Consider the following 19,829-nt stretch of genomic DNA (forward strand, 5'->3'; position numbering starts at 1 on the left):
TTCATAGGATTACTGCTGAGCATCCTCTTCTTGCTTCTGGCGGATCAGGTCGCCAAGGCCAACGCCCACCTCGGGGCCGGAGGAGCGGTATTCCTTGGCCTTGCGCTTGTCCTCGTCCTCCTTGAGGGACTTGATGGACAGGCCCAGGCGGCGCTCGTCGGCGCTGACGTGGATCACGCGGGCTTCGATGACGTCGCCTTCCTTGTACAGCTCGGCAGGGGTCTTGACCTTCTTGCGGCTGATCTCGGAGACGTGCACCAGGCCCTCGATGCCTTCCTCGACCTCGACGAAGAGGCCGAAGTCCGTGATGTTGGTCACGGTGCCCTTCACCAGGGCGCCCACCGGGTAACGGGCCGGCACGTCGTGCCAGGGGTCGTCGGCGAGCTGCTTGATGCCCAGGGTGAACTTCTCGTTCTGCTTGTCGACGGTGAGCACCTTGGCGCGAACCACGTCGCCCACCTTGTACATCTCGCCGGGGTGGCGGACCTTCTTGGTCCAGGAGATGTCGGAGACGTGGATGAGGCCGTCGATGCCGTCCTCGATGCCGATGAAGATGCCGAACTCCGTGATGTTCTTGACGGTGCCTTCCAGCACGGCGCCCTCGGGGTAGCGCTCGGCCACCAGATCCCACGGGTTGGGCTTAACCTGCTTCATGCCGAGGCTGATGCGCTTCTTGTCCGGGTCGACGCCGAGGACGACAACCTCGACCTCGTCGCCCAGGTGAACCATCTGGGACGGGTGGCGCAGCTTGCGGGTCCAGCTCATCTCGGAGATGTGCACCAGGCCCTCGACGCCGGGCTCCAGCTCGACGAACGCGCCGTAGTCGACCAGGTTGGTGACCTTGCCGGAGAGGCGCAGGTCCACCGGGTACTTGTCGGCGATGTTCTGCCAGGGGTCCGGGGTGAGCTGCTTCATGCCCAGGGAGACTTTCTGCTTGTCCTTGTCGAAGGACAGGACCTTGAGCTCGAGCTCGTCGCCCAGGCCGACCATCTCCTTGGGATGCTTCACGCGCTTCCAGGACATGTCGGTGATGTGCATCAGGCCGTCGAGGCCGCCGAGGTCGACGAACACGCCGTACTCGGTGATGTTCTTCACGCGGCCCTTGACCACCTGATCTTCTTCCAGGGTGGTGAGCAGATCGCGGCGAAGGGACTCGCGGCGCTCCTCCAGCAGGACCCTGCGGGAGACGATGACGTTGGAGCGGCGACGGTTGATTTTGAGGACGCGGAACTCGAACTCCTTGCCGACCAGGGCGTCCATGTCGGGCACGGGGCGCAGGTCGACGTGGGAACCGGGCAGGAAGGCTTCCACGCCGCCCAGGTCGACGGTGTAGCCGCCCTTGATGCGGCGCTGGATGCGCCCGGAGATGATGTCGTCCTTGTCTTGGAGGTCTTCCAGCTTGTCGAAGAGCTGCATCCGCTTGGCGCGGTCGCGGGAGAGGTGGATCGTGCCTTCGGACTCGTTCTTGCCCACGACGTAGACGTCGATTTCTTCACCGACCCCGACAGTGACATTGCCCTCGGCATCGGTGAACTCGGCCACTGGGATCTGGCCTTCAGACTTGAAGTTGACGTCGACGAGGATGTGTTCCTTGCCCACGCGGACCACCACGCCTTTGGTGATGATGCCTTCCTCGAGATCCCCGAAATCTTCATTCAGGTAATCTTCGAGCGCGGACTCGAAATTCATTTCCATGTCTTGTGGGGTAGAAGTTTTCGAATGTTCGGTGTTGTCCATGACCTGGTTGACCTCCAACAGGATATTCCCTCGCAAAAGGATTAAACCCCCTACCCGAAAAGTCCAGGGCTGACAACCGCTCTTTCGGGGCTTATTCCTCGTCCCCCTCCGAATCCGGGATTTTCTGCACAAGCACCCTGTCCACCCTCCTGCCGTCCATGTCCACCACTTCGAAACGATAGCCCTTGTACACGAACCAGTCGGCAACGGAGGGAATTGTCCCCAATTCCCTGAGCACCAGCCCGGCCAGGGTGTGCGGGGGATGCTCGGGCCTGTCCAGGCCCAGCAGGTCGTAGACCTCCATGGCAGGGGTCATGGCGTCCACCAGCCAGGAGCCGTCCTGGCGCTGGACGATGCGCGGCTCGTCCCCCTGCCTGCCCAGCGCCCCCTCGCCCACCACGGCCCCCAGCACGTCCGTGAAGGTGACGAGGCCCTGGATGTCGCCGAACTCGTCCACCACCACGGCCATGTTCTGCCCGGCCTGGCGCAGCTGCTCCAGCAGGTTGAAGGTGGTCGAGCTCTCGGGCACGTGCGGCGGCGAAACGAGGAGCCCCGCGATGGATTCGGGGTTGGCCAGCGCGCCGGTGGCGAGCAGGTCCTTGGCTTCGGCCACGCCCAGCAGGTTCTCAAGGCCGCCGCGGGTCACGGGGAAGCGGTTGAACGGGGTCCGGGCGATGGTCTTTGGGATAGTTTCGGGGTTGTCCAGGTCGAGGTGGACGATCCTGGAGCGGTGGGTCATGAGCGTGCCCACGGGCCTGTCGCCCAGGCGCATCACACGCTCCAGCATGTCGCGCTCCACATCCTCCAGGACCCCGGCCACGGCGGCCTGGCGCACCAGGAGCCTGATCTCGTCTTCGCTGACTTCGCTGCCCCGCCCTACCGTGGCTCCCATCAGGCGCAGCACCAGGCGCGTCGCCGCCGAGAGAGCGGCCGCCGCGGGCCTGGCCAGGCGCAGCAGCACCCGCATGGGTCGGGCCAGGGCGCAGGCCACGGCCTCGGGGTGGGCGATGGCCAGGCGCTTGGGCACCAGCTCCCCCAGCACCAGGGTCAGGACGGTGATGCCCGCCACCACCAGCCCGAAGCCCAGGGTCTGGGCGTAGGGGGCGAGCAGGGGCAAGGCCGACAGGGCCTCGGTGGCGTGGTGGGCCAGGGAGGCCTCGCCGTAGGCGCCGGAGAGGATGGTCAGCAGGGTGATGGCGATCTGCAGGGTGGCCAGGAAGCCTTCGGGGTTGTCGGCCAGGTCCAGGGCGGCGCGGGCCCCCCGGTCGCCCCGGTCGGCCCGGCGATTGAGCAGCGCCCGGCGGGAGGTGACCACTGCCATCTCGGCGGCCACGAAGAAGCCGTTGCACACGATGAGCAGGGCCACGACGCAGATTTGCAGTATGGTCTGGGTCATCCGCGCTGCATAGCGCCCCTGGGGCGCGAGGACAATGGGAACATGGCCCGGCGCCCGCGCGAAGCGGAAAGGGATTCCAAAGGGAGGAACTCCCTTTGGCCGCCGGAGGCCTCGGCCGGACCCGCCACGGCTCAACGCGTCTGAAACGTGGCAAGCTTACAAGGCGCCTCCCTCTAGACCTCGTCCACCTGGCTGAAGGTCAGCTTGCGCAAGAGGGTGCGGTGCACGCTGCAGCCCTTGGCCGCCCGCAGCAGGCGGTCGCGCTGGGCCTGGTCCAGGTTCCCCTTGAGCTCGATGGAATAGCGGAAATCCGCCACGGTCTGGTCGCTGCGGTCCAGGCGCACGGCCACGCGCACCGCCTCCAGGGGGATGTCGTGCTTCTTGGCGTACATGCGCACGGTGATGCCCACGCAGTTGCCCAGCGCGGCCTCCAGCAGGTCGTGCGGGCTGAAGCCGTCGCCGCCTCCGCCGTACTGTGGGGCCGCGTCGGAGAGGGCCTCGCGCGTGCCGTCGCTGAAGCGCATCTGGAAGTCGTTGGCCTGGCTGTCGCTCGTGATCATGGTCGTCCTCCTTGTCGCGATTCTTCGATGGGGTCAGCGCGAACGCCCGTAGAGTTCCGCCATGGCGGACAGCTCCGCCGCGAGTGCGTCGCGGAAGGCCTCGCGCCGAACCCGCCAGCACCAGTTGCCCTTGGCCTGGGAGGGCATGTTCATGCGCGCCCCCTCGTCCAGACTCAGGATGTCCTGCATGGGGGCCACGGCCAGCCGGGCCACGCTCATGTAGGCCATGCGCAGCATGGCCCAGGCCACGTCCCACTCGCCTATGTCGCGGCCGAGGTAGCTCTGCAGGCAGGCGCGGCCCTCCGGCCCGGCGTCCTGGCGGTACCAGCCCAGGGTGGTGTTGTTGTCGTGGGTGCCGGTGTAGGCCACGGCGTTCTCCACGTGGTTGTGGGGCGCGTCGCAGTTCTCCCCGATCTCCGGCCCGAAAGCGAACTGGAGCACCTTCATGCCCGGGAAGCCGAAGCCGTCGCGCAGCTCGCGCACGTCCGGAGTGATGACGCCCAGGTCCTCCGCGAGGATGGGCAGCGTGGGGAAGTGCGCCAGCAGCGCCTTGAAGAAGGCCGCGCCCGGGGCGGGCACCCAGGTCCCTTTCACGGCTGTCTTCTCCGCGGCGGGGATTTCCCAGTAGCCCGCAAAACCCCGGAAGTGGTCCAGGCGCACGAAGTCGTAGAGGGCGAAATTGTGAGCCAGCCGCCTGGTCCACCAGGCGAAGCCTTCTTTCTGGTGCGCGTCCCAGTCGTAAACGGGGTTGCCCCAGCGCTGGCCCGTCTCGCTGAAGTAATCCGGGGGCACGCCCGCCACGAACAGGGGCTCGCGGTCAGGGCCGAGCTTGAAAAGCTTCTGGTTGGCCCAGACGTCCGCGCTGTCCTGCGTGACGTAGATGGGCGCATCCCCGATGAGCAGGATGCCGCGTTTGGCCAGATGCGCCCGAAGCCGCTCCCACTGGCCGTAGAACAGGAACTGGGCGAAGGCCTCGCGCAGGATCTGTGGCGCGAGGGCCTCGCGGCGCTCGCGCAAGGCCTCGGGGTCGCGGTCGCGCAGGGGCGCGGGCCAGCGCGTCCAGGAGATGCCTCCCAGCGAGGCCTTCACCGCCTTGAACAGGCAGTAGTCCTCCAGCCATTGGGCGTGGCGGGCCCTGAAGCGCCGGAAGTCGGCGTCCGCCTCCAGGCCGGGGGCAGCGCGCTCGAAGGCCAGGTCCAGCAGGCGCTGCTTGAAGGCCTGGGCCGCCGGATACACGGCGAAGTCCGGACAGTGCTCGGGCATCTCGCCGATGTCGGACCAGCCGATGAGTCCCTCCTGGGCCATGACCTCGGGGCTGATGAGCAGTGGGTTGCCCGCGAAGGCCGAGTCGCTGGAATAGGGGGAATCCCCGATGAAACTGGAGGTGGGCGTCAGCGGCAGTATCTGCCAGCAGCTCTGCCCGGCGCGCTCCAGGAAGTCGGCGAAGGCGTAGGCCCCCGGCCCCAGGTCGCCCACGCCGTAGGGCGAAGGCAGGCTGGTGATGTGCAAAAGGATTCCCGCGCCGCGTCTGTGCATGAGTCGTCTCCCCTCAATCGGTGATGGCGGCCAGCCCGGCCGCCGCGTCGGCCACGCGGCCCTTGAGCCCGGCCATGAGCGCCACGCAGTTGCGCAGCACCGTCGTGCGCGCCCGCTCGGACTTGTCCTTGCGGGCCATGGCCTCCTCCACCGCCCGGGCGGCCAGCGCCATCTGGCGCTCCAGGCACTCTTCGGCGCGCTGGGCCGTGATCCTCCCGGCGGCAGCCAGGTAGACCAGGGCCGGGGCGAAGGGCAGATCCACCTTGCCGTTGCCCTTCACCGAGCCCAGCAGCTCCGAGAGCCCCGGCAGGGGCGGGAAGTTGCCCGAGGCCAGGCCCCAGAAGGGCAGGAAGAGCGAGTCCTCCCGGATGGTCTCCTGCCGGGCGGCCAGGGCCGCCGCCGCATCCGGGTCGATGATCTTGCCGTCGCGCCAGAGCGCGGGCGCGGCCTCCGAGGTGTCGCAGCCCGTGCGCTGCCCCAGCGCGCGCAGCGGGACGTTCTGCAGCATCTCCGGGAAGAGCGGGTCCAGCGGGAAGACGCGGCAGGCCAGAGGGCGGCGCTCGTAGGCGGAGCAGGCCCCCCGCGGGTCCAGCGCGGCGCAGCGCGCGGCTCCGGCCTCGCGCTCGCCCAGGGCGCAGGCCCCCGCGGTGATGAAGGTGGCCACCCGCTCCCCCGTTGCCTTGAGCTTGCCCACGCGGAAGACCATGTCCCGGCTGGGGTCCTGGGCCAGCTTGTCCTTGCGGAAGGCCAGGGCCGTGAGCAGCTCCTCGTGGCTCAGAGGCGTGGCCGGGCGGTTCTTGGAGAAGTCGTCCAGGTTCCAGGTCTCCACGGAGAAGACCAGGGCCAGCAGGAAGCTGTCGTCGTAGTCCAGGGCCTCGGCGATGCCCAGCGGGATGCTGGAGCGGCAGCAGGCGGAGCAGCGGGTGCAGCCGAAGTGCAGTTCGTTCATGGGGTCGGTGAATCCTTGGGACTGATATGGATTACGCATGGCCATGGGGGAAGGGCCGGAGAAGAACTCCGGCGGCCAAAGGACGAAGCCCGGCTTCGCCCTTTGGAATCCCTCATCATTTCAAAATATTCCCGCCACCGGGGCGGCTCTGGCGAACCCTGTGGTCCCGTGGCCCGGCCTAGGGCGCGGGCTTGAAGAACATGGCCGAGAGCGGCGGCAGGGTCAGCGTAAGCGAGAAGGGCCTGCCGTGCGCCTCGATGGCCTGGGCCTCCACGGCCCCTGCGTTGCCCATGCCCGAGCCGTGGTACCAGTCCGCGTCGGAGTTGAGCAGCTCGCGCCAGAGCCCGCCCGAGGGCACGCCCACGATGTAGCCCTCGCGCGGCACAGGGGTGAGGTTGCAGCACACGAGCACCACGTCGGAGGGGTCGCGCGCCAGCCGCAGGAAGGTGAGCACGCTGGCCTCGGCGTCGTGGAAATCCACCCACTGGAAGCCCTTTTGCTCGAAATCCAGCTCGTGCAGGGCGGGTTCGCCCTTGTACAGGGCGTTCAGGTCCTTGATCCAGCGGTGCACGCCCTCGTGGCCGGGATGCTGGAGCAGGCCCCAGTCCACCTCTCCGTCGTGTTTCCATTCGGCCCACTGGGCCACGTCCGCGCCCTGGAAGAGCAGCTTCTTGCCCGGGTGCGCCCACATGTAACCCAGCAGCAGGCGCAGGCCCGCCAGCTTCTGCCAGTGGTCGCCGGGCATCTTGTTCAAGAGCGAGCCTTTGCCGTGCACCACCTCGTCGTGGGAGAGGGGCAGCACGAAGTTCTCGTTGAAGGCGTACCAGATGGAGAAGGAGAGCTGGCCCTGGTGGTATTTGCGGAACACCGGGTCCTTGGCGAAGTAGTCCAGGGTGTCGTGCATCCAGCCCATGTTCCACTTCATGCCGAAGCCCAGGCCGCCCAGGTAGGGCGGGCGCGAGACCATGGGCCAGTCCGTGGACTCCTCGGCCATGGTCTGTATGCCGGGGTAGCTGGTGTAGGCCGCCTCGTTCAGGGCGCGCATGAAGGCGATGGCCTCCAGGTTCTCCTTGCCGCCGTAGATGTTGGGCACCCACTCGCCCTCCTGGCGGGAGTAGTCCAGGTAGAGCATGGAGGCCACGGCGTCCACGCGGAGGCCGTCGGCGTGGTAGCGGTCCAGCCAGAACAGGCCCGAGGAGAGCAGGAAAGCCCGCACCTCGTTGCGCCCGTAGTTGAAGATGGAGCTCTTCCAGTCCGGGTGGTAGCCCTGCTTGGGGTCCTCGTGCTCATAGAGCGCGGTGCCGTCGAAGCCGCTCAGGCCGTGCCCGTCCGTGGGGAAGTGGGAGGGCACCCAATCCAGGATGACGCCGATCCCGGCGGCGTGCAGGGCGTCCACAAGGTGCATGAAGTCCTGGGGCGTGCCGTAGCGGCTGGAGGGGGCGAAGTAGCCCAGGGTCTGGTAGCCCCAGGAGCCGAAGAAGGGGTGCTCCATCACGGGGAGGAACTCCACGTGGGTGAAGCCCATCTCCGCAAGGTAGGCCGGAAGTTCCGCCGCCAGCTCCCGGTAGGAGTAGGAGTGCCAGGTATCCTGGTGGCGCTTCCAGGAGCCGATGTGCATCTCGTAGACGCTCATGGGCGCCTCCAAGCCGTTGCGCGCCGCGCGCCGGCCCATCCAGTCCGCGTCGTTCCAGCGGTAGTCCTCGAGTTTCCAGACCACGGACGCGGTCTTGGGGGCCACCTCCCAGGCCAGGGCGAAGGGGTCGCCCTTCTCCAGCTTCTGGCCCCGGTGGTTCGAGGTGATGTGGTATTTGTAGACCGCGCCCTGCCCCACGCCCGGCACGAAGCCCTCCCAGATTCCGGAGCTGTCCAGGCGCGGGCTCAGCGGGTGGCTGCGCGGGTTCCAGCCGTTGAAGTCCCCGATGACGGAGACCTTCCGGGCGTTGGGGGCCCACACCGCGAAGAGCGTCCCCTCCTGGCCGTCCACGCACAGCAGGTGCGAGCCCAGCTTGTCGTAGAGCCTGAAGTGGCTGCCTTCCTTGAAAAGGTAGATGTCGTGGTCGGTGAGCAGGCTCACGCCGTGAATTACGCTTGCGGCCATTCCGTCTCCTGGATGCGCTGGATATCTTTGCGCAGGATAGGCCAATTGAACGGCCAGGGAAAGAGGGCTTTAGCCCTCGTGCTGCTGGCAAAGCCCGCTTTGGGGCATTGCCAGCGGCTCTCCGCGCAGCGGAGCCCGGAGCAGGGCGGCTTCGCCGCCCGTCAGCGGCTCTCAAAACCCCGTCTTCGGGGTTTGTCATCAATCAGAGGGCTTTACTCCGTTGCCCAGGCGGGCACGTAGCGCCGGGCCGAGCGCAGCGCCCGGTCCAGGGCCGCCGCCCCCGGCAGCAGCCTCTCCAGGAAGCGCCAGTACTCCTGGGAGTGGTTGAGGTGCACGGTGTGGGCAAGCTCGTGCACCAGCACGTAGCCCGCCAGCTCGCGAGGCAGGAACAGCAGCCGCGCATTGAGGGAAATCCCCCCCTTGGCCGTGCAGCTGCCCCAGCGCGAGCGCTGCAGGCGCACGCTCACCGGGCCGCAGGGCAGCCCGAGCCGCGCCGACTCCTCACCCAGCCAGGCTGGCAGGGCCTGGGCGGCCTTGCGCTTGAGCCAGGTCCGCAGGCCTCGCTCCACCAGCTCGCGATCGGCTATGGCCCCGGCCACGCTCACGCCTCCCGGCACGTCCCCGGCCACGCGCACAGTCTTGCCCGGCCCGGAGCGGTAGCGCACGGGCAGGCACTCGCCCAGGGCGCGCAGCTCGATGGCCGCCGGGGGCGGCGCCTGCCTGGGCGCATCCAGCCCCAGCCCGCGCAGCCGCTCCAGGTGCCCCAGCACCCAGTCCGCCCTGCGGGCCACGATCGCAGGCACCTCCGCGGGATCGAAGCCCTTGGGCACCACCACGGTCAGCCCCGTGCCCGGAGCCACCACCAGCCGCACGTTGCGGGCCCTGCCCGAGACCCTGAGCGTGTACTCGGGTGCGAATTGATCGGATTTCGTCACGCCGCGTTTATGACCCCTTGAGGGGCTTGCTGTCAAAATCCGTATGTCGTATGGCACCCAGTCATGACGTTTTTGTAAATCTGTTCTGGATGGAGCCGCATCATGTCGTTTTTGTCCAACGCCCGCATCCCGCTCAAGCTTACCGGCAGCTGCCTTGCATTCGCCCTGCCCATCGCGGTCCTGACCTATTTCACCCTGCAGGGGCTGAACAAGGACATCGATTTTGCGGAATCGGAAATTTCCGGCAACGCCTACCTGCGACCGCTGGTCTCCCTGCTGGCCCACCTGCCCGAGGCCGCCAAATCCTCCGCCAAGGTGGATCAGGACTTCACCGCCCTGGGCAAGGCCCAGGCGAAGTTCGGCGCGGAGCTCCAGTTCACCCCGGCGGAGCTGGCCAAGCGCGGCCGCGAGGCCTACCACCCCGACAAGGTGGCCCAGGCCTGGAAGAGCGCAGGGGCCACGGCCACCCCCATGGCCCTGGACGCCATCGTCGCGGACGTGCGCGGCATGATCTCCCACGCGGGCGACACCTCCAACCTCATCCTCGACCCCGACCTGGACAGCTACTACCTCATGGACGTGGTGCTCCTGGCCGTGCCCCAGACGCTCGACCGCACGGCCAAGGCCCTGCGCGACACCCTGCCCATGACCGGCGGCAGCGACCTGAGCCTGGCCGAACGCAGCGCCCTGGCCGTGTACACCGCCATGCTGCGCGAATCCGACATGGAGCGCGTCATGGCGGACCTGGGCACCGCCCTCAAGGAGGACGAGAACTTCTACGGCGTCTCTCCCACGCTCCAGGGCAACGTCCCGCCCGCGATGCAGGCCTACGAGAAGGCCAACAAGGACCTCATCGCCGCCCTGGAGAAGATGAACCGGGGCGGCAGGGTCATGCGCGACGAGCTGGCCGCGCTGGGCGACAAGGCCATCGCCGCCGACATGGCGCTTTGGGACGCCTGCTCCAAGGAGCTGGACGTGCTTCTCGGCAAGCGCGTGGCCCACTACAAGCGCAACGCCATCCTGGCCCTGGGGCTCAGCCTGCTGGCCGTGATGGCGGCCTGCGGCATGGTGGCCCTCATCGGCCGCAGCATCGTGATCCAGCTGCGCAGCCTGCGCGGCTACGCCGAGAAGGTCTCCCACGGCCAGTTGGAGGCCCCGCTCCCCCAGAACTGCCGAGCAGAATTCGCCGAACTCTCGGGAGACATCCAGGACATGGTCCGGGAGCTGCGCAAGCGCCTGGGCTTCAACCAGGGCCTGCTGCGCGCCTTCAAGGTGCCCCTGCTGGTGGCCGACGCCGAGTGCAAGGTGACCTTCACCAACCAGGAGCTGCTGGATTTCATCGAGGTGGAGGGCAAGCCCGAGGCCTGGACCGGCCTCACCGTTGCCGAGCTGGTGCGCAACGACGCAACCAAGCCCACCATCATGTCGGATTGCCTGGACAACAAACGCTCCGCCTACAAGGCCGAGATCGACTTCACCACCAGAAAGGGCAACGTGCACCACGCCCTGGTGGACTCCGAGCTGCTGCACGACCTGGACGGCAACATCATCGGCGTCTGCGGCGTGCTCACCAACATCACCGACATCAAGCGCCACGAGAGCGAGCTGGAGAAGCGCAACAACGCCCTGGCCCTGGCCGCCAGCACCTCCCAGGGCATCGTGGAGGGCCTGGGCGAGGCCATGCGCCGCCTGTCCGAATGCATCGGACAGGCCGCCGAGGGCGCCAGCCTGCAGAACGAGCGCGCCTCCGAGACCGTCTCCGCCGTGGCCGCCATGAACGGCTCGGCCCAGCAGGTGGCCGACCTGGCCGGGGAAGCCGCCCAGAGCGCCGAGACCGCCCGGGGCACCGCCCAGGAGGGCGAGGCCATGGTGCGCACGGCGGTGAAGTCCATCGCCTCGGTGCAGGGCCAGGTGCTCGACCTCCAGCAGCGCATGCGTGAGCTGGGCTCCCAGGCCGAGAACGTTGGCAAGGTGCTCCAGGTGATCGGGGACATCGCGGACCAGACCAACCTGCTGGCCCTCAACGCCGCCATCGAGGCCGCCCGCGCGGGCGAGGCGGGCAGAGGCTTCGCGGTCGTGGCCGACGAGGTGCGCAAGCTGGCCGAGAAGACCATGCAGGCGACCCACGAAGTGGGCGCCACCCTGGACGCCATCCGCTCCGGCGCGGCCGGCACCCTCTCCGCCACGGAGAAGGCCGCCAAGGAGATCGTGGAGACCACGGAGCTGGCCCAGTCCTCCGGCGACTACCTGGGCCGCATCGTCTCCATTGTGGAGGGCGCCTCGGAGCAGGCCAAGGCCATCGCCCTGGCCGCCGGGGACCAGGCCCGCGCCAGCATGCAGGCCAGCCAGGCCGTGGCCGAAATCGAGGACGTGTCCTCGCGCACGGCCCAGGGCATGGAGGAGGCATCCCGCGCGCTGGCCGAGGTGGACAATCAGGCCGCCAGCCTGGAGGAGCTCATCCGGGGCATGGGCCGGTAGAACGGCCAGATATCCAGACAGATCAGGGAGGCTCCGCCTCCCCGAACCCCTCCGGCAGGGGCATGATGCCCCTGCACCCCCAATAGCTACGCACCCATGAGCGTACACTTGAGATCCGAGGGCGAGATACAAAAACCCGGGAAGGCGCAGCCTTCCCGGGTTATTATTTGCGGGGTCCAGGGGGATCATCCCCCTGGCGGGGCGCGGGGCGGCGCCCCGCTCTCAATCCAAGCGTCATCCCCTCACGCAGAGGGCCGCGTCAAACGATGCGCGCGTTGCCCAGCACGAAGACCAAACGCTTGTAGAGCTGCGGGTCGAAGGCCCCCTGCATCTCCTCGCGCATGACGGCCAGGGCCTTGTAGGGGTTGAGCGCCTTGGCGTAGGGCCGCTCCGAGGTCAGGGCGTCGTATGCGTCGCACAGCGCGAGCACCCGCGCCGTGAGCGGGATGCCCTCGCCGGACATGCCCCCGGGGTAGCCTTTGCCGTCCCAGCGCTCGTGGTGGAAGAGGATGGTGTTGGTGGTCACGTGGTTGAGCGGCATGGTGGCGCAGATGCCCAACGCCCGCACGGGGTGCGTGCGCACTATCTCCCACTCCGCCTGGGTGAGCGGCCCGGCCTTGTTGAGCACGTTGTCGGGTATCTCGGTCTTGCCGATGTCGTGCAGAGCCGCGCCCAGGCCCGCATCGAACAGGATGGAGCGGTCCACGTCCGGCAGGGATTGCAGCATCGCGATGGTCAGCACCATCACGTTCAGGGAGTGCGTGTAGGTGTGGTACTTGTGGGAGAGGAACTCCGACAGGCTGGTCAGGGTGCCCGGCTTGGAGAGGAAGGCCAGGCCGCGCTTCACCAGCGTCTGCAGCTCCTGGTAGGTCTTCTCGTCCAGGCCGCGGGGCAGCTTCCCGGTGAAGCTCTGCTTCATGATGCCCGAGGAGATCTGGTAGAACAGGCGGGAGCGCTCCTCCACGGGGATGTCGGGGTTGAGCAGCACCGCGCCAAGGTTCCTGGCCAGGTAGGACTCGTAGTCGAAGCGCTGATCCACGCGGATGTAGAAGGCCGTGAGATCCAGGGCCTGCTTGAGCTTGGGCTCCACGCTGAATATCTCGCCCTTGCGGGCGTAGAGCACGAAGCCTCCGGCGCGCTGGAGGTAGAGGTCGAACATGCCCTCCGTGCCGGGCAGGATGGTGTTGGGCTGGATGGGGAAATAGTCCTCCCCCCGCTGGGAGACGCCGCTCGGCTTCGGGGTTGGCTTGTGGACCGGGCTCATTGCGCCGGCCTCCCCTCGGTCTGCGGCTGGGCCGGATGCTCCCTCGCCGCCCGGTGGCCCGCTCCCGCCTGATTGGCGCGCCCGGTGAGGCGCGACAGCAGGAACTGCTCCGGGTCGCGCCCGTCCAGCCGGGCAATGTCCATCTCGGCCCGGCCCGCCATCATGTGCCCTCCCGCGCTGCCGTAATCCCCGAACCAGGCCTGGGCTTTCTTGCCCATGTCGCGGCGCAGGCCGTCGGAGCGCATCACGGCCACCAGCTTGTCGCCGTACTGGCCCGCGATGCAGTCCCAGGAGAGGCCGTGCACGCGCAGAAAGAAGTCGGCCAGCACCACCAGCACGTCGGGGTTGTCCACCTTGCCCACATAGGCCAGAAAGCCCTCCCGCCCGATGTAGCGCGCCCTGGCGAAGGCCCGGGAGAAGAACTTCAGCCAGCGGCGGTGGAAGTCCGAGTGCACGATGCGCCGCAGGAGCATTTTGTCAGCGTATTTCGAGAGATAGCTGAAGGCCTTCACGTCCACATCGCAGAAATGGCGCTCGAAGGTCATGGTGTCGGTCTTGATGGCGTAGAGCATGGCCGTGGCCAGGAGCTTCCCCGGGACGATGCCCAGGTTGTAGAGGTACTCCGTGAGCAGCGCGCTGCAGGAGCCGTAATCCGGGCGAATCTCCGAGAACTTGGCCTGCACGGGGTGCCTGAGGTCCAGGGGGTGATGGTCCAGGACCACGTCATAAACCAGGGCCGGGAACTCGGTGCAGTGGTGCGGTTGGGAGTCCACCATGGCGAAGTGCTGGTAGAGCCCGGTCATGCCCGGGGTCAGCCTGGCCAGGGGGATGCGCAGGCTGTGGATCATGGTCAGGTTGTCGGGGCGGGATATCTCGTTGATGTGGGCGATGTCGGCCTGGGCGCCGCGGCTGCGGATGATCTGGCGCAGGGCCATGGCGCTGCCGATGGCGTCGGGATCGGCGTTGATGACGATCAGCCAGCGCTGCTGCGGGCGCATCAGGCCCGTGAGCCCGGCCAGCTTTTCGGTTAGCACTCTGAAGATCGCCATGTCCCTCTCACTTGAGCCTCATGGGCAGCCCGGCCACGCACAGGCGCACTTCGTCCGCCAGGGCGGCCAGCCGCTGGTTGAGCGCGCCCTGCGCCCTGGAGAAGCGGCGCACCAGAGAGGTGGCGGCCACCGGGCCAAGGCCCACCTCGCAGCTCACCAGCAGGCAGTGCGGGGCGTCCGCCCCACGGAAGCCCTCCAGGGCCAGGGCCAGCTCCTCAGAGCGGTCCCGTCCGTCCTCCAGGCAGGCGAACACCCAGAAGTCCAGGCTGTCCACCAGCACCTTGAGGCCCCTGACCGAGGCGTCCCGCAAGGCCGCGCCCAGCTCCAGCCCGGGTTCGAGCACGGGCAGCCCGGGGTCGCGGGACTGGCGGTGCGCCAGGATCTGGCGGCGGAAGCCCTCGTCGCGGGCCCGGCCCATGGCCAGGATCACGCCCGGCCCGGGCGCCTCCAGAAACAGGCCGTAAGCCATGTCGGATTTGCCCGATTTCTCGCCGCCAAGCACCAGCCGGATCATGGGGCAGTCCCCCACTCGTGGTGCAGACCGTAGAATTTTTCCAGGCTGGCGCGCAAGTCCTCTTCCGAAAAAACTTCAAAAAGCACTGGTGTTTTCGCGGGCAGGGCCTCGAAAACGGCGCGCAGTTCGTCCTCCTGCCCGGGGGTGAGCCTGTCCAGGGCCAGGTGGCTGTGTTTGCCCGTCTCGGTGCCGGGGGCGTAGCAGTGCAGCAGCTCCACCCGCTCCCACAGCCCCGGCAGGCCCGGCAGCCAGGTTTGCCCGAAGGCCATCATGTGCCCCACGTCAAGGCACACGGGCAGCTCCAGGGACTGGATCACCGGCCAGTGCCGCCTGAGCCCCTGGCCCGGCACGTTCTCCACCAGGAGCCGCCAACCCGGCGCGGCCTCCCGCCAGAGCGCGGCCACGCTCTCAAGAAGCCCGGGGGCTTCGGGCGGGTGCAGAACGCCGCCCCAGGGCGAGAGGTTCCCGGCTAGCTCCATCAGGCGGGAGATGACGGCGTACACGGCCGCTGCCCCGCGCTTCCAGGGCAGGTCAACGGGCAGATGCACATGGGATTCCAGGCCGGGGACGGGCGGGATGTCGTCCTGGGTGTAGGCCAGGGATAGCGCGCTCTGATAGAAGAGCAGCGCAGCCTGGCGCACGGGCAGATTCCAGGCGCCGATGCGCGACAGGTTGTCGGCCAGGGTGGTTGGCCAGAGCCAGCTGGTGGCCGCCAGCTTGCGGGAGGGAACCCCTGTGGGAGGAATGTTTTCGCTTGTCATGCCCTGGGCTGCTTGTTACAAATGCATGTCTTTGACTGGTTTCAACTTGTCAAACATTTGCAGCAGGTTATGCGTTTTTATTTTCGTAGGAGGCACCGAGGAGTGGTTCGTTTCCGCAACGCCATCCAGCACGTCTTCAATCCGCTGCACGTCTATTGCCGCCTGAAGGATTTCGGGCTGCCTGGGCCAGTGGCCAAGAGAGTGTGCCGCGCCTACGAACGCTTCCTATTCCCTCTGCTGCCCTGAACGCAAGCCCCCCGCATCCCCGCCCTTTTCACCGGTTACGCTCACCCGCCCGCACCTGCCGGGCGTTTAGCGGTTGTGTTTCGCCACACCGCCCTGTACCCATCTCCCGGGCGGGGTTGACCATGCCCGCCCATTCCCCGACCAAGGACGCCCCGTGAAGAGCCCGCGCGCGACGCTTGCGATCATCATACTGCTGGTGGCAGTGGTTGCCGCCCTGGCGTCCCTGGAATTCGCCCGGGTCTCCAGGATGTTTTACGCCCAGATCGTGGAATCCGAGAGCCGGGGCGTGCGCGACCGCCTGAGCGCGCACCTGGTGCCCGCGCTCACGTCCCTCAGCCTGACCAGCAGGCTGCTCGGCCAGTCCCAGACCAGGGGTCTGGCTCCCGACAGCCCCGAGATGCTGGTGCTCTCCACGCTGACCAACGAAGCATCCGTGGACGCGGCCACCCTGCTGGACCAGCGGGGCGTGGTGGCCCTGGCCGCGCGCCTGCCGCAGGGCTTCGCCGTCTACGTGCGCCCGGGGCAGGAGGAGCCGCAAGGCAAGCGCCTGCACCTGGACAAGGACATGCGCCCCGCCGGGCGGGCCGACATATCGGACGCGACCTTGGCCTCCATGGCCGCGGAGGTCGAGCGCGCCTCCCGCCGCGAGCCTCGCTCCTGGCCAGCCTGGACCGGCGTGCACCCCCTGCCCGGCGCGGGCCGCTCCGCCGTGAGCGTGGCCGCGCCCGCCGGTCCGGACGGGGACGCATCCCAGGAATTCTGCTTCAGTTTCACCGTGGAGCGGCTGCGCGAAGCCCTCAGCGGGGAGCAGCACCTGCAGGACGTCCGCCCCCTGCTCTTCACCCCCGAAGGCCTCCTGCTGGACCTGGACCGCAACGGGCATGACCCCGTCCCGGGGCCGCTGTTCGTGCCCAGGCAGCAAGTCGAGGACAAGGCCCGCGCCGGAGCCATGAACGCCTGGCTGGCCCAGGACAAGCCCGGGGGCGAGGCCTTCAGCTTCCAGGCCGGGGGCGCGACCTGGTGGGCCTCCCTGCAGCCCGTGTCCGATGCGGCGTACTCGGCGTCGGCCGGGCTGGCGGTCTCGCAGGAGGCCCTGCTCTCCCTCATCCTGGCGGACAACCGCGCGCCCCTGCTGCTGGGCGGCGGCGTGATCCTGGTGCTGGTGCTGCTGGTGCTGCTGGGCGTTCAGCTTCGGCGGCGCGGGCGCGCGGCTCCCGGCCCCTTCTTCGATACCGAGGCCGATGTGCTCAAGCTGCTGGCCGAGGGCGAGAGCGAGCGCCTGGAGTTCAAGTCCTCCCTGCGCCTCAACCTCGCCTCGGGCAAGTTCGGCAAGGAGATCGAGCTGGCCTGCATGAAAACCCTGGCGGCCTACATGAACACCGACGGCGGCATCCTGGCCGTGGGCGTTGACGACCAGGGCCAGGTGCTGGGCCTGCAGCCCGACGGATTCGAGAACGACGACCACCTGCTGCGCCACTTCTGCGCACTTTTCGCCCAGCATATCGGCACCGAGTTCATGCGCCTGGTGCGCTTCGCCCTGCGCAGCGTGGGGGATGCCCAGGTGCTGCTGATCGAATGCTCCCCCTCGGAGGAGCCCGTTTTCCTCAAGGGCACCAAGGAGGAGGAGTTCTACGTGCGCGCTGGGCCCTCCAGCCGCAGGCTCTCCATCTCGGAGTTCCACCGCCGCGTGCTGCGCAAGGAAGGCCCCCGATGAGACGCGAGGCATTGGACACGGGCCGCAAGAAACGCTAGTTGTCGGATACGGCTCCTCCCTGCGGATGCGCGGGGACGGGGCGATGTGAGGCGCAGCCCCCGGGGCGCGGACGCCGCCCCAGAACCCGAACCGGAGAAAACCATGCGAAAGTTCATCGTCCTGTCCGTGCTGCTCGTCGCCATGTTGGCGTCCGTCCAGGCCTTCGCCGCGGAAAAACGCATCGTGTTCGTCAATGCCGCCGACGTGGAGATCAAGGGCATCTTCCTTGCTCCCACCGGCACCAAGCAGTACGGCAATAACCTTCTGAAAAAATACAAGCTCAAGCCCGGCACCAGGACCGACATCGCCGTCCCGCATGATCGCGGCAACTGCATGTGGGATCTGCGCTACACCGTGGTGAACAAACTCGGCTACACCATCAAGGACGTTGACATCTGCAAGGCCGTGGAGATCGAGTTGTTCCTCAAGGACGACCAGGCCTGGGCCAACATTAAATAGCTTCTGCCCGCGCGCCGGGGCCATCCGGCCCCGGCGCTTTTCCCTGCCATGAGCCATCCCCACGACACCGTGACCATCTCCTGGGAGCGCTCCATGCAAGCGTTCTCGCCCCAGGAGTGGAACGCCATGGCCGCCGGAAGCACCCCCTTCATGCGCTGGGAATGGCTGGACCTCCTGGAGCGCTCCGGCAGCGTGCGCCTGGAGACGGGCTGGCTGCCCCTGCACTGCGCCGTGCGCGACGAGAGCGGCCTGGTGGGCGCGGCCCCGCTCTACGCCAAGGGGCACGGCGAGGGCGAGTTCGTGTACGACCGACTCTGGGCGGACCTGGCCCGGCAGCTGGACATCCACTACTACCCCAAGCTGGTGGCCGCCTCGCCCTTCACCCCCGTGCGGGGCTACAGTTTCCTTTCTTTGCCGTCTTACCCGCGCCGCGCCGCCCTGCGCCACTCCATGCTTTCAGGGATGCTGCAGCTCGCCCAGTCCAACAACTTCAGCGGGCTGCACGTGCTTTTCATCCAGGACGACTTCGGGGATCAGCTCGAACAATGGGGCATGACAGCCTGGGAGCACCAGGGCTTCCTGTGGGAGAACCGGGGATACGGGAGTTTCGAGGATTTCCTCTCCACCATGCGTAGCGGGGCGCGCACCACCATCCGCAAGGAGCGCAAACGCCTGGCCGACTCCGGGGTGAAGGTGGAGGTGGTGGACGGCACGCAGGCCCCCGAGGAGTGGTTCGGGCTCATGCACCACTACTACGAGGACACCAACGACAAATTCGGGGAGTGGGGCTGCAAGTACCTGACCCGCGACTTCTTCCTGGGCCTCTCGAGCTGTTTCCGCGAGCGCCTGGCCTTCAGCGCGGCCTTCGAGCCCGGGCGCGAGGACCCGGTGGGGCTGGCCCTGCTGGTTCACGACGAGGGCACCCTCTACGGCCGCTACTGGGGCGCGGCCCGCGAAATACCTTTCCTGCATTTCGAGCTGTGCTATTACGCGCCCATGGAATGGGCCATCCGCCGCCGCATCGCCAGCTACGACCCCGGCATGGGCGGCGAGCACAAGCCGCGCCGGGGGTTCAGCTCCCTGACCACGCGCAGCATGCACCGCTACATCGACCCCGTGCTCGCGAAGGTGTTCACCCGTCACATCCCGCAGCTCAACGCCATCGCCCACGAGCACATCCAACACCTGGAGGCCATGTGTCCCTTCAAAAGGCCCTGAACGCCCTGCTGGCGGCGCTGGCCCTCCCGGCGCTGCTGCTTGCGGGCACCAGCCCGGCCCGGGCGCAGACCGCGCTGGACGAGCTGTTCATGTCGCAGGAGTGGCAGGCGCGCGGCAACATGGCCGAGGCCCGGCGCAGCGTGCAGTCGGCCCTGCGGATTGCCCCGATGGACAGCTACGCCCTGGTGCGCCTGGCGCAACTGGACGCGCTCATGGGAGGACTGGACGCTGCGGAGGACGGCCTGAAGGCCGTGCTGGAGGCCGACCCGGACAACGTGCTCGCCCTGATCTGGCTGGGCCACGTCAAGCTGGCTTTGGGCTTCCCGGCCACGGCCCTGGCCGCCTATTCCCGCGCCGCATCCCTGGACCCGCAGAACGGCTGGGCCCAGCTGGGCGCGGCCTCCAGCCTGCTGGCCCAGGAGCGCGGGCGCCAGGCAGCCCCGCTGCTGGCCAAGGCCCAGGAGGCCGCCGGTGACGACGCAGCCCTGCACTTCGCCCTGGGCGAGACGTTTCTGGCCATGGGCCTGCCCGTGAATGCCCGCCTGGAGTTGGAGCGCGCCCTTGACCTGGACGCGCGCAACACCCAGGGCCTCGTTCTGGCGGGCCGGGCCTATCTGCGCCTGGGCATGGACAACCTGGCGCTCAACGCCTGGCGCCAGGCCCTGGCCTTCGAGCCGCAGAGCGGCGCGGCGCGGCTGGCCGTGGTCACGGTTCTGGGGAATCAGGCCCGGAAGGCCCTTGCGGAGGGCAAGCGCGAAGAAGCCGAGCACCTCTGGCGCGGCGTGCTGGGCTACGACCCGCAGGATCAGCAGGCCCGCGACGGGCTTGCCGCCCTCGCCGGCAAAGGCGGCAAGGGGAAGTAGTTGTCTTTGCGGG

General features: G+C 68.0%; 17 protein-coding genes. 6 read left to right on the plus strand and 11 right to left on the minus strand.

Annotation, left to right across the window (positions count from 1 at the left end):
• Nucleotides 1-9 precede the first annotated feature (9 nt).
• The 7 genes from MLE18_RS06820 to MLE18_RS06850 all read right to left on the minus strand — a co-directional run bounded on the left by MLE18_RS06820 (nt 10) and on the right by MLE18_RS06850 (nt 9,211).
• The gene (locus tag MLE18_RS06820; RefSeq protein ID WP_243368592.1) at nt 10-1,737 is read right to left on the minus strand and encodes a 30S ribosomal protein S1; all 1,728 of its coding nucleotides are present in this window, start codon (nt 1,735-1,737) and stop codon (nt 10-12) included.
• A 91-nt stretch (nt 1,738-1,828) separates the two neighbouring features.
• Nucleotides 1,829-3,133, minus strand: a complete 1,305-nt coding sequence (locus tag MLE18_RS06825; RefSeq protein WP_243368594.1) for a hemolysin family protein — start codon at nt 3,131-3,133, stop codon at nt 1,829-1,831.
• Between the two features lie 173 nt (nt 3,134-3,306).
• The gene (locus tag MLE18_RS06830) at nt 3,307-3,693 is read right to left on the minus strand and encodes an OsmC family protein (protein ID WP_243368596.1); all 387 of its coding nucleotides are present in this window, start codon (nt 3,691-3,693) and stop codon (nt 3,307-3,309) included.
• A 33-nt stretch (nt 3,694-3,726) separates the two neighbouring features.
• Nucleotides 3,727-5,229, minus strand: a complete 1,503-nt coding sequence (gene malQ / locus MLE18_RS06835; protein WP_243368598.1) for a 4-alpha-glucanotransferase — start codon at nt 5,227-5,229, stop codon at nt 3,727-3,729.
• 13 nt (nt 5,230-5,242) lie between these two features.
• A complete protein-coding gene (locus MLE18_RS06840) occupies nt 5,243-6,178 on the minus strand; it encodes a YkgJ family cysteine cluster protein (protein ID WP_243368600.1) in 936 nt (311 codons plus the stop codon).
• Nucleotides 6,179-6,356: 178 nt separating this feature from the next.
• On the minus strand, nt 6,357-8,276 hold the full coding sequence (gene glgB, locus MLE18_RS06845; protein WP_243368602.1) for a 1,4-alpha-glucan branching protein GlgB: 1,920 nt from the start codon (nt 8,274-8,276) through the stop codon (nt 6,357-6,359).
• Nucleotides 8,277-8,488: 212 nt separating this feature from the next.
• The gene (locus tag MLE18_RS06850) at nt 8,489-9,211 is read right to left on the minus strand and encodes a M48 family metallopeptidase (protein WP_243368605.1); all 723 of its coding nucleotides are present in this window, start codon (nt 9,209-9,211) and stop codon (nt 8,489-8,491) included.
• A 102-nt stretch (nt 9,212-9,313) separates the two neighbouring features.
• Here MLE18_RS06850 and MLE18_RS06855 point away from each other — a divergent pair, with 102 nt between their 5' ends.
• On the plus strand, nt 9,314-11,689 hold the full coding sequence (locus tag MLE18_RS06855) for a methyl-accepting chemotaxis protein (protein ID WP_243368607.1): 2,376 nt from the start codon (nt 9,314-9,316) through the stop codon (nt 11,687-11,689).
• A 259-nt stretch (nt 11,690-11,948) separates the two neighbouring features.
• Here MLE18_RS06855 and MLE18_RS06860 read toward each other — a convergent pair whose 3' ends face one another.
• From MLE18_RS06860 to cbiR, 4 genes are read right to left on the minus strand one after another with little or no spacing between them, the layout of a single operon-like run.
• Nucleotides 11,949-12,953: an HD-GYP domain-containing protein gene (locus MLE18_RS06860; RefSeq protein ID WP_243368609.1), complete on the minus strand. Its 1,005-nt coding sequence runs from the start codon at nt 12,951-12,953 to the stop codon at nt 11,949-11,951.
• Nucleotides 12,950-14,002: a DHH family phosphoesterase gene (locus MLE18_RS06865; protein ID WP_243368611.1), complete on the minus strand. Its 1,053-nt coding sequence runs from the start codon at nt 14,000-14,002 to the stop codon at nt 12,950-12,952. The genes MLE18_RS06860 and MLE18_RS06865 overlap by 4 nt, the downstream gene beginning before the upstream one ends.
• A gap of 7 nt (nt 14,003-14,009) precedes the next feature.
• Nucleotides 14,010-14,516 (minus strand): bifunctional adenosylcobinamide kinase/adenosylcobinamide-phosphate guanylyltransferase, encoded by a 507-nt coding sequence (locus tag MLE18_RS06870; RefSeq protein ID WP_243368613.1) that lies wholly within the window; start codon nt 14,514-14,516, stop codon nt 14,010-14,012.
• Nucleotides 14,513-15,277 (minus strand): cobamide remodeling phosphodiesterase CbiR, encoded by a 765-nt coding sequence (cbiR, locus tag MLE18_RS06875; protein ID WP_243368615.1) that lies wholly within the window; start codon nt 15,275-15,277, stop codon nt 14,513-14,515. Before cbiR ends, MLE18_RS06870 begins: the two co-directional genes overlap by 4 nt.
• Before the next feature lie 102 nt (nt 15,278-15,379).
• On the opposite strand from cbiR, the gene MLE18_RS06880 reads away from it, so the two are divergent.
• From MLE18_RS06880 to MLE18_RS06900, 5 genes are all read left to right on the plus strand, one after another.
• Complete coding sequence (locus MLE18_RS06880) at nt 15,380-15,523, plus strand: hypothetical protein (RefSeq protein ID WP_243368617.1); 144 nt, start codon at nt 15,380-15,382, stop codon at nt 15,521-15,523.
• Between the two features lie 154 nt (nt 15,524-15,677).
• On the plus strand, nt 15,678-17,237 hold the full coding sequence (locus MLE18_RS18095; protein WP_243368619.1) for an AlbA family DNA-binding domain-containing protein: 1,560 nt from the start codon (nt 15,678-15,680) through the stop codon (nt 17,235-17,237).
• A 141-nt stretch (nt 17,238-17,378) separates the two neighbouring features.
• On the plus strand, nt 17,379-17,735 hold the full coding sequence (locus tag MLE18_RS06890) for a hypothetical protein (protein WP_243368621.1): 357 nt from the start codon (nt 17,379-17,381) through the stop codon (nt 17,733-17,735).
• Between the two features lie 48 nt (nt 17,736-17,783).
• Nucleotides 17,784-18,953, plus strand: coding sequence for a GNAT family N-acetyltransferase (locus MLE18_RS06895; protein ID WP_243368624.1), 1,170 nt, complete (start codon nt 17,784-17,786; stop codon nt 18,951-18,953).
• Nucleotides 18,932-19,816: a tetratricopeptide repeat protein gene (locus MLE18_RS06900; RefSeq protein WP_243368627.1), complete on the plus strand. Its 885-nt coding sequence runs from the start codon at nt 18,932-18,934 to the stop codon at nt 19,814-19,816. Before MLE18_RS06895 ends, MLE18_RS06900 begins: the two co-directional genes overlap by 22 nt.
• Nucleotides 19,817-19,829: the final 13 nt, after the last annotated feature.

The sequence above is a fragment of the Fundidesulfovibrio soli genome, from assembly GCF_022808695.1.
Classification (GTDB): domain Bacteria; phylum Desulfobacterota; class Desulfovibrionia; order Desulfovibrionales; family Desulfovibrionaceae; genus Fundidesulfovibrio; species Fundidesulfovibrio soli.

What these genes read in the sequence shown, in the direction of transcription:
- MLE18_RS06820 (WP_243368592.1), bottom strand. Translation starts at nt 1,737, where the DNA reads ATGGACAACACCGAACATTCGAAAACTTCTACCCCACAAGACATGGAA.
- MLE18_RS06825 (WP_243368594.1), bottom strand. Translation starts at nt 3,133, where the DNA reads ATGACCCAGACCATACTGCAAATCTGCGTCGTGGCCCTGCTCATCGTG.
- MLE18_RS06830 (WP_243368596.1), bottom strand. Translation starts at nt 3,693, where the DNA reads ATGATCACGAGCGACAGCCAGGCCAACGACTTCCAGATGCGCTTCAGC.
- malQ (WP_243368598.1), bottom strand. Translation starts at nt 5,229, where the DNA reads ATGCACAGACGCGGCGCGGGAATCCTTTTGCACATCACCAGCCTGCCT.
- MLE18_RS06840 (WP_243368600.1), bottom strand. Translation starts at nt 6,178, where the DNA reads ATGAACGAACTGCACTTCGGCTGCACCCGCTGCTCCGCCTGCTGCCGC.
- glgB (WP_243368602.1), bottom strand. Translation starts at nt 8,276, where the DNA reads ATGGCCGCAAGCGTAATTCACGGCGTGAGCCTGCTCACCGACCACGAC.
- MLE18_RS06855 (WP_243368607.1), top strand. Translation starts at nt 9,314, where the DNA reads ATGTCGTTTTTGTCCAACGCCCGCATCCCGCTCAAGCTTACCGGCAGC.
- MLE18_RS06860 (WP_243368609.1), bottom strand. Translation starts at nt 12,953, where the DNA reads ATGAGCCCGGTCCACAAGCCAACCCCGAAGCCGAGCGGCGTCTCCCAG.
- MLE18_RS06865 (WP_243368611.1), bottom strand. Translation starts at nt 14,002, where the DNA reads ATGGCGATCTTCAGAGTGCTAACCGAAAAGCTGGCCGGGCTCACGGGC.
- MLE18_RS06870 (WP_243368613.1), bottom strand. Translation starts at nt 14,516, where the DNA reads ATGATCCGGCTGGTGCTTGGCGGCGAGAAATCGGGCAAATCCGACATG.
- cbiR (WP_243368615.1), bottom strand. Translation starts at nt 15,277, where the DNA reads ATGACAAGCGAAAACATTCCTCCCACAGGGGTTCCCTCCCGCAAGCTG.
- MLE18_RS06890 (WP_243368621.1), top strand. Translation starts at nt 17,379, where the DNA reads ATGCGAAAGTTCATCGTCCTGTCCGTGCTGCTCGTCGCCATGTTGGCG.
- MLE18_RS06895 (WP_243368624.1), top strand. Translation starts at nt 17,784, where the DNA reads ATGAGCCATCCCCACGACACCGTGACCATCTCCTGGGAGCGCTCCATG.